15 protein-coding genes are annotated in these 13,109 nt (G+C 71.2%); 14 read left to right on the forward strand and 1 reads right to left on the reverse strand.

Translation table 11 applies throughout. The features are described from left to right. The first annotated feature begins 7 nt into the window (after nucleotides 1-7). The 4 genes from glpK (at nucleotide 8) to I2501_RS17870 (ending at nucleotide 5,198) form a co-directional block, all read left to right on the forward strand. Nucleotides 8-1,537 (forward strand): glycerol kinase GlpK, encoded by a 1,530-nt coding sequence (glpK, locus tag I2501_RS17855; RefSeq protein WP_196195081.1) that lies wholly within the window; start codon nucleotides 8-10, stop codon nucleotides 1,535-1,537. A 175-nt stretch (nucleotides 1,538-1,712) separates the two neighbouring features. Then, nucleotides 1,713-3,299 carry a glycerol-3-phosphate dehydrogenase/oxidase gene (locus I2501_RS17860; RefSeq protein ID WP_196195082.1) on the forward strand — a complete coding sequence of 529 codons (1,587 nt, stop codon included), beginning with the start codon at nucleotides 1,713-1,715 and terminating at the stop codon, nucleotides 3,297-3,299. Between the two features lie 184 nt (nucleotides 3,300-3,483). Then, complete coding sequence (locus I2501_RS17865; protein WP_196195083.1) at nucleotides 3,484-4,524, forward strand: epimerase; 1,041 nt, start codon at nucleotides 3,484-3,486, stop codon at nucleotides 4,522-4,524. 14 nt (nucleotides 4,525-4,538) lie between these two features. Further along, nucleotides 4,539-5,198: a LysE family translocator gene (locus I2501_RS17870; protein ID WP_196195084.1), complete on the forward strand. Its 660-nt coding sequence runs from the start codon at nucleotides 4,539-4,541 to the stop codon at nucleotides 5,196-5,198. A 28-nt stretch (nucleotides 5,199-5,226) separates the two neighbouring features. On the opposite strand, the gene I2501_RS17875 is transcribed toward I2501_RS17870, so the two are convergent. Continuing rightward, the gene (locus tag I2501_RS17875; RefSeq protein ID WP_196195085.1) at nucleotides 5,227-5,457 is read right to left on the reverse strand and encodes a hypothetical protein; all 231 of its coding nucleotides are present in this window, start codon (nucleotides 5,455-5,457) and stop codon (nucleotides 5,227-5,229) included. A gap of 101 nt (nucleotides 5,458-5,558) precedes the next feature. On the opposite strand from I2501_RS17875, the gene I2501_RS17880 reads away from it, so the two are divergent. The 10 genes from I2501_RS17880 (at nucleotide 5,559) to I2501_RS17925 (ending at nucleotide 12,982) form a co-directional block, all read left to right on the forward strand. Next, the gene (locus I2501_RS17880) at nucleotides 5,559-5,873 is read left to right on the forward strand and encodes a hypothetical protein (RefSeq protein ID WP_196195086.1); all 315 of its coding nucleotides are present in this window, start codon (nucleotides 5,559-5,561) and stop codon (nucleotides 5,871-5,873) included. Between the two features lie 195 nt (nucleotides 5,874-6,068). Beyond that, on the forward strand, nucleotides 6,069-6,521 hold the full coding sequence (locus I2501_RS17885; RefSeq protein WP_196195087.1) for a hypothetical protein: 453 nt from the start codon (nucleotides 6,069-6,071) through the stop codon (nucleotides 6,519-6,521). A gap of 59 nt (nucleotides 6,522-6,580) precedes the next feature. After that, nucleotides 6,581-7,936 carry a sensor histidine kinase gene (locus I2501_RS17890; protein ID WP_196195088.1) on the forward strand — a complete coding sequence of 452 codons (1,356 nt, stop codon included), beginning with the start codon at nucleotides 6,581-6,583 and terminating at the stop codon, nucleotides 7,934-7,936. Further along, nucleotides 7,933-8,643 (forward strand): response regulator transcription factor, encoded by a 711-nt coding sequence (locus I2501_RS17895; RefSeq protein ID WP_328806435.1) that lies wholly within the window; start codon nucleotides 7,933-7,935, stop codon nucleotides 8,641-8,643. The genes I2501_RS17890 and I2501_RS17895 overlap by 4 nt, the downstream gene beginning before the upstream one ends. A gap of 28 nt (nucleotides 8,644-8,671) precedes the next feature. Continuing rightward, nucleotides 8,672-9,013, forward strand: coding sequence for a VOC family protein (locus I2501_RS17900; RefSeq protein WP_196195089.1), 342 nt, complete (start codon nucleotides 8,672-8,674; stop codon nucleotides 9,011-9,013). Between the two features lie 89 nt (nucleotides 9,014-9,102). Next, a complete protein-coding gene (locus I2501_RS17905; RefSeq protein ID WP_196195090.1) occupies nucleotides 9,103-9,351 on the forward strand; it encodes a hypothetical protein in 249 nt (82 codons plus the stop codon). A gap of 115 nt (nucleotides 9,352-9,466) precedes the next feature. Further along, nucleotides 9,467-9,895: a DUF732 domain-containing protein gene (locus tag I2501_RS17910; RefSeq protein WP_196195091.1), complete on the forward strand. Its 429-nt coding sequence runs from the start codon at nucleotides 9,467-9,469 to the stop codon at nucleotides 9,893-9,895. 355 nt (nucleotides 9,896-10,250) lie between these two features. Further along, complete coding sequence (locus I2501_RS17915) at nucleotides 10,251-10,763, forward strand: hypothetical protein (protein ID WP_196195092.1); 513 nt, start codon at nucleotides 10,251-10,253, stop codon at nucleotides 10,761-10,763. A 284-nt stretch (nucleotides 10,764-11,047) separates the two neighbouring features. Then, a complete protein-coding gene (locus I2501_RS17920) occupies nucleotides 11,048-11,701 on the forward strand; it encodes an HAD family hydrolase (protein WP_196195093.1) in 654 nt (217 codons plus the stop codon). 96 nt (nucleotides 11,702-11,797) lie between these two features. After that, on the forward strand, nucleotides 11,798-12,982 hold the full coding sequence (locus I2501_RS17925; protein ID WP_196195094.1) for a helix-turn-helix domain-containing protein: 1,185 nt from the start codon (nucleotides 11,798-11,800) through the stop codon (nucleotides 12,980-12,982). Nucleotides 12,983-13,109 lie beyond the last annotated feature (127 nt).

The following is a 13,109-nucleotide window of genomic DNA, read 5'->3' on the forward strand; positions in this document are numbered from 1 at the left end:
GACACACATGACCACCAGCACCGGCCAGTACATCGCGGCCATCGACCAGGGCACCACCTCCAGCCGCTGCATCATCTTCGGCGCCGACGGCCGGATCGTCGCGGTCGACCAGCAGGAGCACAGCCAGATCTTCCCCCAGCCCGGCTGGGTCGAGCACGACGCCGAGGAGATCTGGACCCGGGTCAAGTCCGTGATCGCCGGAGCCCTGGCCAAGGCCGGGCTGACGCGTGACGACATCCGCGCCATCGGTATCACCAACCAGCGCGAGACCACGGTCCTGTGGGACAGGAACACCGGCAAGCCGGTCCACAACGCCCTGGTGTGGCAGGACACCCGCACCGAGGAGCTCTGCCGCGAGCTGGGCCGCAACGTCGGTCAGGACCGCTTCCGCCGCGAGACCGGGCTCCCGCTCGCGAGCTACTTCGCCGGTCCGAAGATCCGCTGGCTGCTGGACAACGTCGAGGGTCTGCGCGAGCGCGCCGAGCGCGGCGACATCCTCTTCGGGACCATGGACACCTGGGTCATCTGGAACCTGACCGGCGGCGTCGACGGCGGCAAGCACGTCACCGACGTCACCAACGCGTCCCGCACCATGCTGATGAACCTGCACACGCTGCAGTGGGACGACAAGATCGCCGAGTCGATGGACGTGCCGATGAGCGTCCTGCCGGAGATCCGCTCCTCCGCCGAGATCTACGGCGAGGCGGTGGGCGACCTGGCGGGCGTGCCGGTCGCGTCCGCGCTGGGCGACCAGCAGGCCGCGCTCTTCGGCCAGACCTGCTTCGCCGTCGGCGAGGCCAAGTCGACGTACGGCACCGGCACCTTCCTGCTGCTCAACACCGGTGAGAAGGTCGTCAACTCCTACCACGGCCTGCTGACCACGGTCGGCTACCGAATCGGCAAGGAGGCCCCGGTCTACGCCCTGGAGGGCTCGATCGCCGTCACCGGCTCGCTGGTGCAGTGGCTGCGCGACCAGCTCGGCATCATCTCCACCGCCGCCGAGATCGAGACGCTGGCCTCGACCGTCGAGGACAACGGCGGCGCGTACATCGTCCCGGCCTTCTCCGGCCTCTTCGCGCCGTACTGGCGCTCCGACGCGCGCGGCGTGATCACCGGCCTGACCCGGTACGTGACCAAGGGTCACCTGGCCCGCGCCGTCCTGGAGGCGACCGCCTGGCAGACCCGCGAGGTCGTCGACGCGATGGAGAAGGACTCCGGCGTCACGCTCTCCGCGCTCAAGGTCGACGGCGGCATGACCAGCAACAACCTGCTGATGCAGAACATCGCGGACGTGCTCGACGTCCCGGTCGAGCGCCCGTTCGTGGCCGAGACCACCGCGCTGGGCGCCGCCTACGCCGCCGGTCTGGCCGTCGGCTTCTGGCCGGACCTGGACACGCTGCGCGCCAACTGGCACCGCGCGGCCGAGTGGACGCCGCGGATGGACGAGGCGACGCGCGACCGCGAGTACAAGAACTGGCTCAAGGCCGTCGAGCGGACCATGGGCTGGATCGACGAGGACCCGGCTCCCAGCCGCTGACACCAGCACGCCCGGACGCCCGCGCGACGGGTGCGGCGGGCCCCGCCACGGGGAGGGCCCGCCGCGCCGTTCGCACCACACCGCGCCATCAAGCTCCACCTCGCTCCACGACGCTCCACCACGCTCGACCTCGCTCCACCTCGCACCACCACCAGAGAAGTTGAGGGATCTTCCGATGCACTCCATGCCGACCCTGGGGGCCAACCGCACGGCCGACCGCGCCCAGGCGCGGGAACTGCTGAGCAGCGCCACCTACGACCTGCTCATCATCGGCGGTGGCATCCTCGGCACCGCCGTCGCCTGGACCGCCGCGCAGTCGGGGCTCCGGGTCGCCATGGTGGACGCCGGAGACTTTGCGGGCGCGACCTCCAGCGCCTCCTCCAAGCTGGTCCACGGCGGTCTGCGCTACCTGCAGACCGGCGCGGTCAAGCTGGTCGCCGAGAACCACAAGGAGCGCCGCGCGCTCTCCACCGACGTGGCCCCGCACCTGGTCAACCCGCTCACCTTCTTCGTCCCCGTGTACAAGGGCGGCCCGCACTCCGCGCCGAAGCTGGGCGCGGGCGTCTTCCTCTACTCCGCGCTCTCCGCCTTCCGTGACGGCATGGGCCACGTCGCCACGGCGGCCCGCGCCGGGCAGGCCGTCCCCGCGCTCAAGACCGAGGGTCTGCGCTCGGTCGCCGTCTACGGCGACCACCAGATGAACGACTCGCGTGTCGCCGTGATGACGGTGCGCGCGGCGGTCGAGTCGGGCGCGGTCGTGCTCAACCACGCCGAGGTGGCCGGTCTTCGCTTCACCGGCGGCCGGGTCACCGGTGCCGACGTCCGCGACCGCCTCACCGGCGACGAGTTCGGCATCGACGCGCGCCTGGTGCTCAACGCGACCGGCCCGTGGGTGGACCATCTGCGACGGATGGAGGACGCGGGCGCCGCGCCCAGCATCCGGCTCTCCAAGGGCGCGCACGTGGTGCTCAAGCGCAAGGCCCCGTGGCACGCCGCGCTGACCATCCCGATCGACAAGTACCGGGTCTCCTTCGCGATCCCGTGGGAGGACCACGTCCTGCTCGGCACCACGGACGAGGAGTACACCGGCGACCCGGCCGACGTCCGCGCCACCCAGGCCGACGTCGACCAGATCCTCGGCGAGGCCGCGCACGCGATACGCGACGAGCACCTGGACCGCGACCTGATCACCTACTCCTTCGCGGGCCTGCGCGTGCTGCCCGGCGGCCCGGGCCAGACGGCCGCCGCCAAGCGCGAGACGGTCGTCACCGAGGGCCGCGGCGGCATGCTGTCCGTGGCCGGCGGCAAGTGGACGACGTACCGTCACATCGGCCGCGTGGTGCTGGAGAAGCTCGCCCACGTGCCCGGCACCGGCCTGGCCGACGACATGTCGGCGATCCCGCGCACCGTCCCGCTCCCCGGCGTCGGCAGCCCGAACGCCGTCGCCCACCGCCTGCTGGTGGACCGCGAGCCCGGCGCCCGGATGGACCCGCTGGTCGCCCGCCACCTGGCCACCCACTACGGCACCATCTCCTTCGACCTGGCCCGCCTGATCGACCAGGACCCGGCGCTGGGCCGCCCGATCCACCCGGACGGCCCGGACGTGTGGGCCCAGGTCGCCTACGCGGTCGACCACGAATGGGCGGCCACGGCGGACGACGTCCTCCGCCGGCGCACGACGCTGACCGTGCGCGGCCTGGACACCCCGGAGGTCCGCTCCGAGGTCGAGTCCTTCCTGGCCGGGCACGGCGCGCAGGGCTGAGGCCCACAGAGCCGAGTACGCAGAGCTGACCACGCTCCTTCGACGGGTGGCCCCGACGCCTTGCGCGCCGGGGCCACCCCGCTTTTTGAACGCGTTCAAGACAGGCGTACGCTCCTGACCGGAGTGGGCGACCGGGCGGTCGTGCTCGGCCCGTCCCAGCGTGCCGAAGGGGGAGCTGGTCGGTGTGAAGGTGATACTTCCGGGCGGAACCGGACAGGTGGGAGCCATCCTGACCCGTGCGCTGGAGGCGGACGGACACGAGGTGGTGGTGCTCACCCGACGCCCGACCCACGCCCGCGAGGTGGCCTGGGACGGCCGGACACTCGGCCCCTGGGCCGCCACGCTGGACGGCGCGGACGCGGTCGTCAATCTGGCCGGACGCAGCGTCAGCTGCCGCTACAGCCCGGCGAACCTGGCCGAGATGATGGCCTCGCGGGTCGACTCCGCCCGCGTCGTCGGTCAGGCGATCGCGGCGGCCGAGCGCCCGCCCCGGGTCTGGCTGCAGATGAGCACCGCGACGATCTACGCCCACGCGGGCGAGGGCGTGCCGGCGCATGACGAGACCCGCGGTGTGCTCGGCGGCACCGAGCCGGACGTGCCCGGCTACTGGGAGTTCAGCATCCGGATCGCCCGGAACTGGGAGCGCGAGCAGGAGTTGGCCGCCACGCCGCACACCCGCAAGGTGGCCCTGCGCTCGGCGATGGTGATGAGCCCGGACACGGGCGGCGTCTTCGACGTCCTGCTCGGCCTGACCCGGCTCGGCCTCGGCGGCCCCGTCGCGGGCGGCGGACAGTACGTGTCCTGGATCCACGACGTCGACTTCGTCCGCGCGGTGCGGTTCCTGATCGAGAGCGACGGTGACGGCGACACCGACGGCGACACGGCCCTCTCCGGCCCGGTGAATCTTGCCGCCCCTGAGCCGTTGCCTCAGCGGGAGTTCATGAGCGCGCTGCGCCAGGCGTGGGGCACGCCGGTCAGGCTGCCCGCGACCCGTCAGATGGCGCGGCTCGGCGCACTCGTGCTCCGGAGCGACGCCGAACTGCTGCTCAAGAGCCGCCGGGTGGTGCCCGGAGCCCTGCGGGACGCAGGGTTCACCTTCGAACACGGCCAGTGGCACGACGCGGCAGCCGACCTGGTCGACCGGGTCCGCGCCCAGCAGGGCAGCGGCGAACGCAGGGGCACGGCACTGCGGTCCGTTCTGACGCCCGCCTGGCTGCGCGGCTGAGCGATGATGGCCGCATGACGCTCCCCTCCGCCCTCGCCTCGTTCGCCGTCGTCGCGGGTCTGCTGACGCTGATACCCGGGCTGGACACGGCCCTTGTGCTGCGCAGCGCCGCCGCGCGAGGACGGGCGCACGGGTTCGCCACGGCGCTCGGGATCAACACCGGGGCGCTGTGCTGGGGTGCCGCGGCGGCCTGTGGCGCGACCGCCGTGCTGACGGTGTCCCAGGAGGCCTATCTGGGACTGCGGATCGCCGGGGCCGCCTACCTGTTGTGGCTGGGTGTCGGCATGCTGCGCGCGGCCGGGCGTCCCGAGGCGGCGCTCGGCGGGCCGGTGGGCGACGGGTCCGCGCAGGCCGCCGCCCCGTTGTCGCACTCGTACCGGCGTGGGCTGACGACCAATCTGCTCAACCCGAAGATCGGCGTCTTCTACACCGCGATGCTGCCGCAGTTCATCCCGCCCCACGCGTCGCACCTGGCCATGGGCCTGCTGCTCGCGCTGGTCCACGACGTGGAGGGGATGGCGTGGTTCAGCCTGCTGATCCTGGGCACCACGCGGCTGCGCGCGGCGCTGCGGCACCTCCGCCTCCGGCGCGACGCGGTCCGCCGGGCGCTGGACGCGGTGACCGGCGTGACGCTGATCGGGTTCGGCGTGGAGCTCGCGCTGTCCGAGCGCTGAGGGGCCGGTGTGGGGTCAGCCCGGCCTGTCAGGTCAGGGTGTCGCCGTAGCGGGCCGAGACCTCTTTGAGGCGCTTGACCTCCTGGTCGTGGCACTCGTGTTCGCAACCGATGAGTTTGCCCGAGACCACGCGCACGCCGACCGCGCAGGCGTGCGGTTCTTCGGGGTCGACGCCCTTGCAGCCGGGCGCGAGGTACTTGTCCGGGGGCGTCCACAGGCCGCCGTACGGCTTGGACGGATCGCGAGTCGTCTGCGCCATGAACCAAGTGTGCGTCAAAAACCCTTGCCCGTATGGCATATCGGTGAAGATCGCCACAACGGGGCGAGAGGGCTGCCGCGTTGCCGCCTAGTGTGGCGGCTGTGACCGAGAGCAATGACATGCACCGCAGCGAGACCATCGCACACCACGACACACCGGAGGACCTCGACTCCCTCCGACGCCGGACGCACATCTCCAGCAACATCCTGGCCGGGTCGGTCTGGCTGGCGCACAACATCGACCGTGCCGTGATGACCGAGAACGGCCCCCTCCTCCGCGCGCTCGCCTCGGCGGCGGACGCCGTCCACGAGCTCGGCCTCCACCTCAACCAGCCCGATCCGGCCCACCTCGAAGCGGCGCTGCGCGAGCTGGACGCGGCGCGGGAGCTGGTGCGGGGAGCGCTCGGCCGCGAGTGACGCGCGGGGGCTGACGTCCGGCGGCTGACCTGCCCCACCGCCTCAACCGTTCGGTGGGTCGACTCAGCCGTCCGGTTGACCGGCAGGATCAGCCCTCGTCCCCGGCGGACGGCTGATGTGGGAGCAGGGGTCGCGCGGCGAATCTGGAGCCAAGCCGGAAGAGGCCGAAAGGCCGGACAGGAAAGGGCTCCCGAGATGAACACCGTGCAGACCACCGCCTCCGCCACCGCCCAGGTACACGGTGCGACCACCGCCGAGGCGTTCCGTACCGTCAAGCGACTGGTCGGCGCCTACGCCGCCCTGAGCGCGGCCACGCTGGTGGCCGCGTACCTCATGCGGCAGCACGCCGATCTGGTCACGCCCACCGTCTGGATCCGGGGCGGGATCGTCGCGCTGACCTCGCTGCTGATGCTGGCCCTCGCCGTCGGCTCCGCACGCGGCCGACGCGGTGCGTACCGGAGGCTGCGGATCGCCTCGGGCGTGATGGTCGCGGTGATCGCCGTGATGGCCTCGCTGCCCGGCGTGCTGCCCGTCTGGATGCGGTTCGAGCAGGGCGTCTGCGGCGTGCTGCTGCTCGGCGTCGTGGTGATCGCGAACAGCAGCCGGACGCGCGCACTCTTCGCCGTTGACGGGCCCGACGCCCGTTGACGCCGATACATTGGCGAGAGGTCGAACGGTTCCTCGTGAACCGACAGGGAGACGCAGGCATGGCGCAGCAGGGCACGACCGGTCTGACGCGGCAGTGGTCAGCGGCGGTCACGGTCGTGCCCTATCTGCTGCTCGCGCTGCTGGTCCTGGTCACCGTCGCCGAGAAGGCGGGCAACCCGACCCAGCGCGGATCGCTGCCGGTCGACCTGATCCTGTGCGGCGCGGCGGCCGCCTGGATGCTCTGTGTCTTCACGCTGCATCCGGCCTGGCGCGAACGGCCGCGCGTGATGGCCGTCTTCTTCGTCGTGCTCATCGCGATCTCCGCCGCGCTGGTGGTCAGGGACCCGTGGTTCGGGTTCTTCACACCTGCCGGATACATCTACGCCTTCCAACTGCTGCCCTGGCCGGGCCAGCTCGCCGGGGTCGCCGCGGTGGCCGTCGTCGCCGGGACGGCGCAGAGCAGCGGAATCGACAAGTCGACTGCGGTCGGCGTGCTGGGGTACCTCGGCGTCGTGCTCGCCAACGTGGTCCCGATGTGCGCCGCCGCCGTGGTGATGCGGCGACGCGCGCACGACCACGACGCGCGCGAGCGCGCCCTCGCCGAGGTCAGCGCCGCCAACCGTCGGTTGGAGGCGACGCTGGCGGAGAACGCGGCCCTGCACGAGCAGTTGCTGGCGCAGGCCCGCGCGGCGGGCGTCCAGGACGAACGGCGGCGGATGGCTCGCGAGATCCACGACACCCTGGCCCAGGGCCTGACCGGGATCATCACCCAGCTCCACGCCGCCGAGCACGCGGCCGAGCACGCCGCCGACGCGCCCGAGGTCCGGCAGCGCCACATCGAGGCGGCGACGCGGTTGGCGAAGGAGAGCCTGACCGAGGCACGCCGCTCGGTCCACGCGCTGCGCCCCGAACCGTTGGAGTCCGGGGCCCGGTTGGGCGACGCGGTGGCGGGCGTGGCGGAGCGCTGGTCGGCTCTGCACGGCGTCCCGGTCCAGGTCACCACCACCGGGACGGTGCGCGCGCTGCCGCCGGAGGCGGAGTTGGCGCTGCTGCGCACCGCGCAGGAGGCGCTGGCCAACGTGGCGAAGCACGCGGGAGCGTCGCGGGTCGGGGTGACCCTGTCCTACCTGGAGGACGAGGTGGCGCTGGACGTCAGGGACGACGGCTGCGGCTTCGACCTGTCGGGGGTCGAGGCGGGGTTCGGGGCGGAGGTGGCGGCGGGTTCGCCGTCGCGCGTCGTTGGACCAGGAGATCGCGCGGGGCAACGGGCTGTGCCGGAGGGAGGGTTCGGGCTGGTGGCGATGCGGCAGCGGATCGAGGGCCTGGCCGGGACCTTGCAGATCGAGTCGGAGCCGGGCGGTGGCACGGGGATCTCGGCGCGGGTGCCCGCGCCGCTGAGAGGAGCTGAGGCGTGAGCGGCGAGAACGTGATCCGGCTGCTGATCGCGGACGACCATCCCGTCGTGCGCGACGGCCTGCGCGGACTCTTCGCAGGCGACCGGGAGTTCGAGGTCGTCGGCGAGGCCGGGGACGGAGCGGAGGCGGTCCGGCTGACGGAGCAACTCCAGCCCGACGTGGTGCTGATGGACCTCCGCATGCCAGGAACCGACGGCGTCACCGCCATCCGCGAACTCGCCGCGCGCGGCAGCTCCTCCCGCGTCCTGGTGCTGACCACGTACGACACCGACAGCCACGTCCTGCCCGCCATCGAGGCGGGCGCGAGCGGCTACCTGCTCAAGGACGCCCCACGCGACGACCTCCTCCGCGCGGTCCGCGCCACCGCGCGCGGCGAGGCGGTGCTGGCACCGTCGGTGGCGGCGCTGCTGATGAGCCGCGTCCGCGGGTCGGAAGCCGCGACGGCAGGCGCGCCGCCCGCGAACGCGGCGGACGCCGTCGCGTCCACGGGTCCGCTGAGCCAGCGCGAGGTCGAGGTACTGCAACTCGTCGCCTCCGGCGCGACCAACCGCGAGGCGGCGGCGAAGCTCTTCATCACCGAGGCCACGGTCAAGTCCCACCTGCTCAACATCTACGCCAAACTCGGCGTCAGCGACCGCGCCGCCGCCGTGAGCGAGGCCTTCCACCGCGGCCTGCTCCAACCCCAGCGACGCCCGCCGCAGGGCTGAGAGCGTCATGGCGAACTAGGCTGGCCGTATGAGCCTCGACCTCTTCGCGGGCGTTCCCGTCAGCGACCACGCGACGGCGGTGGAGTGGTACGAACGGCTGCTGGGCGGCCCGCCCGCGTTCTCCCCGCATGCGACGGAATCGGTCTGGGAGGTGGCCGAGCACCGCTACGTCTACGTCGTCGAGCAGCCCGCGCGGGCCGGTGGCGCGCTGGTCATGCTCTTCGTAGACGACCTCGACGCCCGCGTCGCCGCGATCGCCGTCCGGGGCCTGGAGCCGATGCGGCGGGAGGCGTATCCCGAGGGCGTCCAGAAGATCAGCTACCACGACCCGGACGGGAACGAGATCGCCTTCGGCGGCAAAGTCTCCTGACTCGGGCGACGTGCCATGACTCGTCGGCCTGATGCCGATCGCCCCGTGGCGCTACGCTTCCCGGACCGAGGACAACAACGGGGGCGACGGTGTTGGTGGCGTGGTGGGTCGGCTGTGCCGTGGTGCTGGTCGGTGTGGAGGTCCCGCTGTTCCGGCGGGCCCGCCGGAAGCACAAGGCGTGGATGAACGGCCACATGGCCGAGTACCAGGCGATGTCGAGCAAGGAACGCAGCTGGGCGGGCGCGGACCGGGAGCTCTGGATGACATCGGTGATCTTCGCGGTCATGGCGGCCGTCGTCGGGCCGATCGGCGCAGCCCTGATCAGCGGCAAGATCTAGCGGGTTCTCGCTGACGCGTGCGCGGCGACCGCAGTCGGGTTATCGCTGACTCCCGCACCAGAAATGGTTTCTGACTCTTCACCAGATTTGTACAGCCGCCGTACAGTGACCAGTTGTGAACCTGCGACGTTCGCTCGCCCTCACCACCATGACGCTGGCCCTTCTGGCTGTCACAACCAGCCTGACCAGCCCCGCGTCCTGCCCGGAGACGCCGAGTTCGGCCACGACCGCGGCTCCTCCACCGACAGCGGCGGCGGTCTCCGCCTTCCTACGGGACCTGCACACCTGGTCCGCCCAAGACCAGCCGCCCACCGAGCGCCTCGGGCCCGGGCAGTCCCCTGACGCGCAGCTCGTCTCGGCCGGAGTGGAAAGCTGCGCGGACCTGCAGACCCACACACCGACGCAGGTGATGGCGCTCCTGACGGATGAGGGCTGGTCGCAGGTGGACGCGGCGATCATCCTGCTGAGCGCCGCCCAGCCGGACACCCTCTGTCCCGTCCACAGCGTCGCCGTCATACAGGCCGGGATGGGCAGCAGCAGCTGAACGGGCTGCTGCTGCCTGCGATTCCGGATCTGGTGGCAGGTTGCGTGCAGCGTTGGCCCGCCATGCGGGTACACCTTCCTTGGAACAGCAACTCGTCTACGTGGCTTGGATTTCAGCCGCGTTCGCCGCGTCGGGCGTCACTCGCCCACGCTCCCCGATGGTTCGGCACGACGACCTGTCCGGCCGCCTTCGCCGACTCAATGGCCAAGCAGTCACACGACTTTGGCCTACATGACATCTCTTTCGCGGCCGCTGCGCGGCCCGGTGTCGATCCTCAGCGGGAGGACCCCTTGAGCGCGCTCACAACCCTGGACCACGAGCCCCTGCCCGCCCCGACCGCCGAACCGCCCACGAGATGACGACCGCACCGGTACAGCCCCTGCCGGGGGACTTCTTCGTGGTGAAGGTCGACGGCCCGGTCGGGGTGTTGATATCGGTCGGCGAGTTCCTCAACGGCTCGCGCTTCGGCCACTGGGACCACGCCGGAGTGTTCGTCGGCGACGGCCAGGTCGTCGAGGCAGAGCCGGGCGGCGCGCGCCTCGCGAACGTCGACGAGTACGCGGGCCGGCCGATCGCCTGGTCGACGGGCCACGTGCAGCTGACCGACGCCGAGCGGACCGGGATCGCGGCTGCGGCGCGCTCGTTCATCGGGGTGCCGTACTCGGCCGCAGACTACTTCGCGCTGGCACTGTGGCACTTCCGCGTGCGGATCCCCTGGGCGAAGCATGTCATGACGTCGCAAAGTTCGATGATTTGCAGTCAACTGACCGACGCCGCCTACGCCGTGGCCGGGGTCCACCTCTTCAAGGACGGGCGCGAACCGGGCGACGTGACGCCAGCAGACCTCGCGCAACTGATCGGCGCGTAGCAAGATCTGAGCCCCTGCCCACTGCTTCGGCGGCGGGGAGGGGTTTCTTCGCGTTCAGGCGGGCGGTAGAAGGTCCCCTTTGCCTGGCAGACCATTGATCTACGCCGCCCCGGAGCAATGCCGCAACTGGGTGTGCTGCTTCGATACCGGCGCGTGCACTGGCGACGTCCGTCTGACGCGTACTTCGCGGCCATCCGCGACATGTCTTGTGGCCCGACTTCGCGCGCTGGGCGATGGGAGGCTGGTTCTTCTGACGTCCACCACCTCGCAGGTAGGCTCCCTGCATGCCTCAGATCAGTGCGGTTGTGTTCGACGTCGGCGAGACCATCACTTCGGATCGCCGGTTCTGGGCGGACTGGGCGGACTGGCTCGAAGTCCCGCACCACACCCTCTCGGCACTCGTCGGTGCAGTCGTGGCGCAGGGCCGAGACAACGCCGATGCCCTCAGACTGATCAAGCCCGACCTGGACCTCTGGGCCGAGTACGAGAAGCGCGAGCGGTGGGGCCACGGCGAGCGCCTCGACGACACCGACCTCTACCCCGACGTCCGGACGTCGCTCCAGGCCCTGCGGGACGCCGGCTTGTGGGTCGGCATCGCAGGAAACCAGACCGCACGGGTTGCCGGGCTGCTGCGGGCGCTCGAGCTACCAGTCGACGGGATCGCGACCTCGGGTGAGTGGGGTGCGGCGAAGCCCACGAAGGCGTTCTTCGACTGCCTGCTGAAATGGTCCGGACGCCCGGCCGAGGAGATCCTCTACGTGGGCGATCATCCGGCGAACGACATCGCACCCGCGCAGGCCGCCGGGTTGAAGGCATGTCATCTTCGGCGTGGCCCGTGGGGCTACCTGTGGGCGGATCAGCCCGAGGCAGCGAGCGCTGACTACCGGGTCGATTCCCTGAGCGAGTTGGTCGAAGTGCTGGCGGCTCGACGAGAGTAGCGCCCGGCTGCCGTGGGCGCAGTCGGGCGCTTCGCCTGCACAGCTACGGGACGTGGCCGTACCGTTCCGGATAGTGAGTCAGGAACGGAGTCCAGCATGCCACCGCGCAACCCCGACTCGGTAGGGGCGCGTATCGCGACCGCCCGGCACCTCAAGCGCATGGATCAGAAGGAACTCGCCGCCGCAGCGCACATCTCGCCGAGCACGGTCAAGAAGATCGAGCAAGGCAGCAGGACGCCGTCTGATCAGGTGCTGGAGTCCATCGCTGACGCCCTCGACATGGACCCGGAGCAGCTTCTCGGCGCCATCGGCCGCCTCAGCGGCCGGGTCCACGACGCGATCCCGAAGCTGCGGATGGCCGTCGACGCCTACGACTTGCCCGACGACGGCCCCATCCGGCCGCTCCGCGAACTGCGGCAGGCGGCCTCCACGTTGGAGGAGGAGCGCCTGAACTCCGGTTACTCCCAGCTCATCCGCGACCTCCCAGCGCTGCTGGCCGAGCTGTCCCGGGCCGTTCACACTCTCGACGGCGTGGAGCGGCAGCAGGCCGCCGCCCTCCTCACGTCCGCGTACCGGTCGGCGGACGCCGTCGTTTACAAGTTCCGGTACCACGACCTGTCTGCGCGCCTGGTCGAGCTCATGCGGTGGGCCGCCGGGATAGCCGAAGACCCCGCGCTCGACGCCACCGCAGCGTACGTACGCATGGAGGTGTTCTTCGCCGGCGGGAAGCCGGAAAACCTCGCAACCGGCCTGCGCACCCTGGAAGCGGCGATCGACGCCGCCCCGGCCAGCCGCCCCCGTAGCGTGACAGCCGCTGTCGGAGCACTGCACATGCGGGCCGCGGTCGCCGCCGGTCGCATCGGCCAAGAGGATCGCGCGAAGGAGCACCTGCGGCACGCGAAGACATGCGCGACCCGGGTGCCCGAAGCCGTGTACGCGGGCACGGCGTTCGGCCCGGAGTCTTACTACGTCCACGAGGTCGCCGTCGCAGTCGAGCTCGGTGACGCCCAGACCGTCCTCGACGCCGCCCGCGCGTGGAAGCCACCAGGGCATCTACCGGCCGAGCGCCGATCGCACTTCTACATCGACATCGCCCGCGCGCAGCTGTGGCAGTCCCGCGACGACGACGCCTTCGAGTCGCTGCGGGTGGCCCGGACGATCGCCCCACAGCAGGTCCGCGAGCATGGCCAGGTCCATCAGACCCTGCAGTCGCTGCTCAGGTCCAAGAAGACGGACCGGGACGCCCTGATCGGGTTCGCGGAGTGGGCACACGTCCTCTAGCAGGCCCTCCACGCAGGGACACAAGGTGTGTCCCTCACCCCCCTTGCAGATCGTCAGCATGGATCACGTCAGCCAATCGCGCACGTGAGCGGAGGAGCTTCCAGCTGGTCGTCACGTGCCCCGACTG

Source organism: Streptacidiphilus fuscans (genome assembly GCF_015690355.1).
In the GTDB taxonomy this organism is placed as follows: domain Bacteria; phylum Actinomycetota; class Actinomycetes; order Streptomycetales; family Streptomycetaceae; genus Streptacidiphilus; species Streptacidiphilus fuscans.

Coding starts and splice junctions, on each gene's coding strand:
- glpK (WP_196195081.1), top strand. CDS start 8: ATGACCACCAGCACCGGCCAGTACATCGCGGCCATCGACCAGGGCACC.
- I2501_RS17860 (WP_196195082.1), top strand. CDS start 1,713: ATGCACTCCATGCCGACCCTGGGGGCCAACCGCACGGCCGACCGCGCC.
- I2501_RS17870 (WP_196195084.1), top strand. CDS start 4,539: ATGACGCTCCCCTCCGCCCTCGCCTCGTTCGCCGTCGTCGCGGGTCTG.
- I2501_RS17875 (WP_196195085.1), bottom strand. CDS start 5,457: ATGGCGCAGACGACTCGCGATCCGTCCAAGCCGTACGGCGGCCTGTGG.
- I2501_RS17885 (WP_196195087.1), top strand. CDS start 6,069: ATGAACACCGTGCAGACCACCGCCTCCGCCACCGCCCAGGTACACGGT.
- I2501_RS17890 (WP_196195088.1), top strand. CDS start 6,581: ATGGCGCAGCAGGGCACGACCGGTCTGACGCGGCAGTGGTCAGCGGCG.
- I2501_RS17900 (WP_196195089.1), top strand. CDS start 8,672: ATGAGCCTCGACCTCTTCGCGGGCGTTCCCGTCAGCGACCACGCGACG.
- I2501_RS17915 (WP_196195092.1), top strand. CDS start 10,251: ATGACGACCGCACCGGTACAGCCCCTGCCGGGGGACTTCTTCGTGGTG.
- I2501_RS17920 (WP_196195093.1), top strand. CDS start 11,048: ATGCCTCAGATCAGTGCGGTTGTGTTCGACGTCGGCGAGACCATCACT.
- I2501_RS17925 (WP_196195094.1), top strand. CDS start 11,798: ATGCCACCGCGCAACCCCGACTCGGTAGGGGCGCGTATCGCGACCGCC.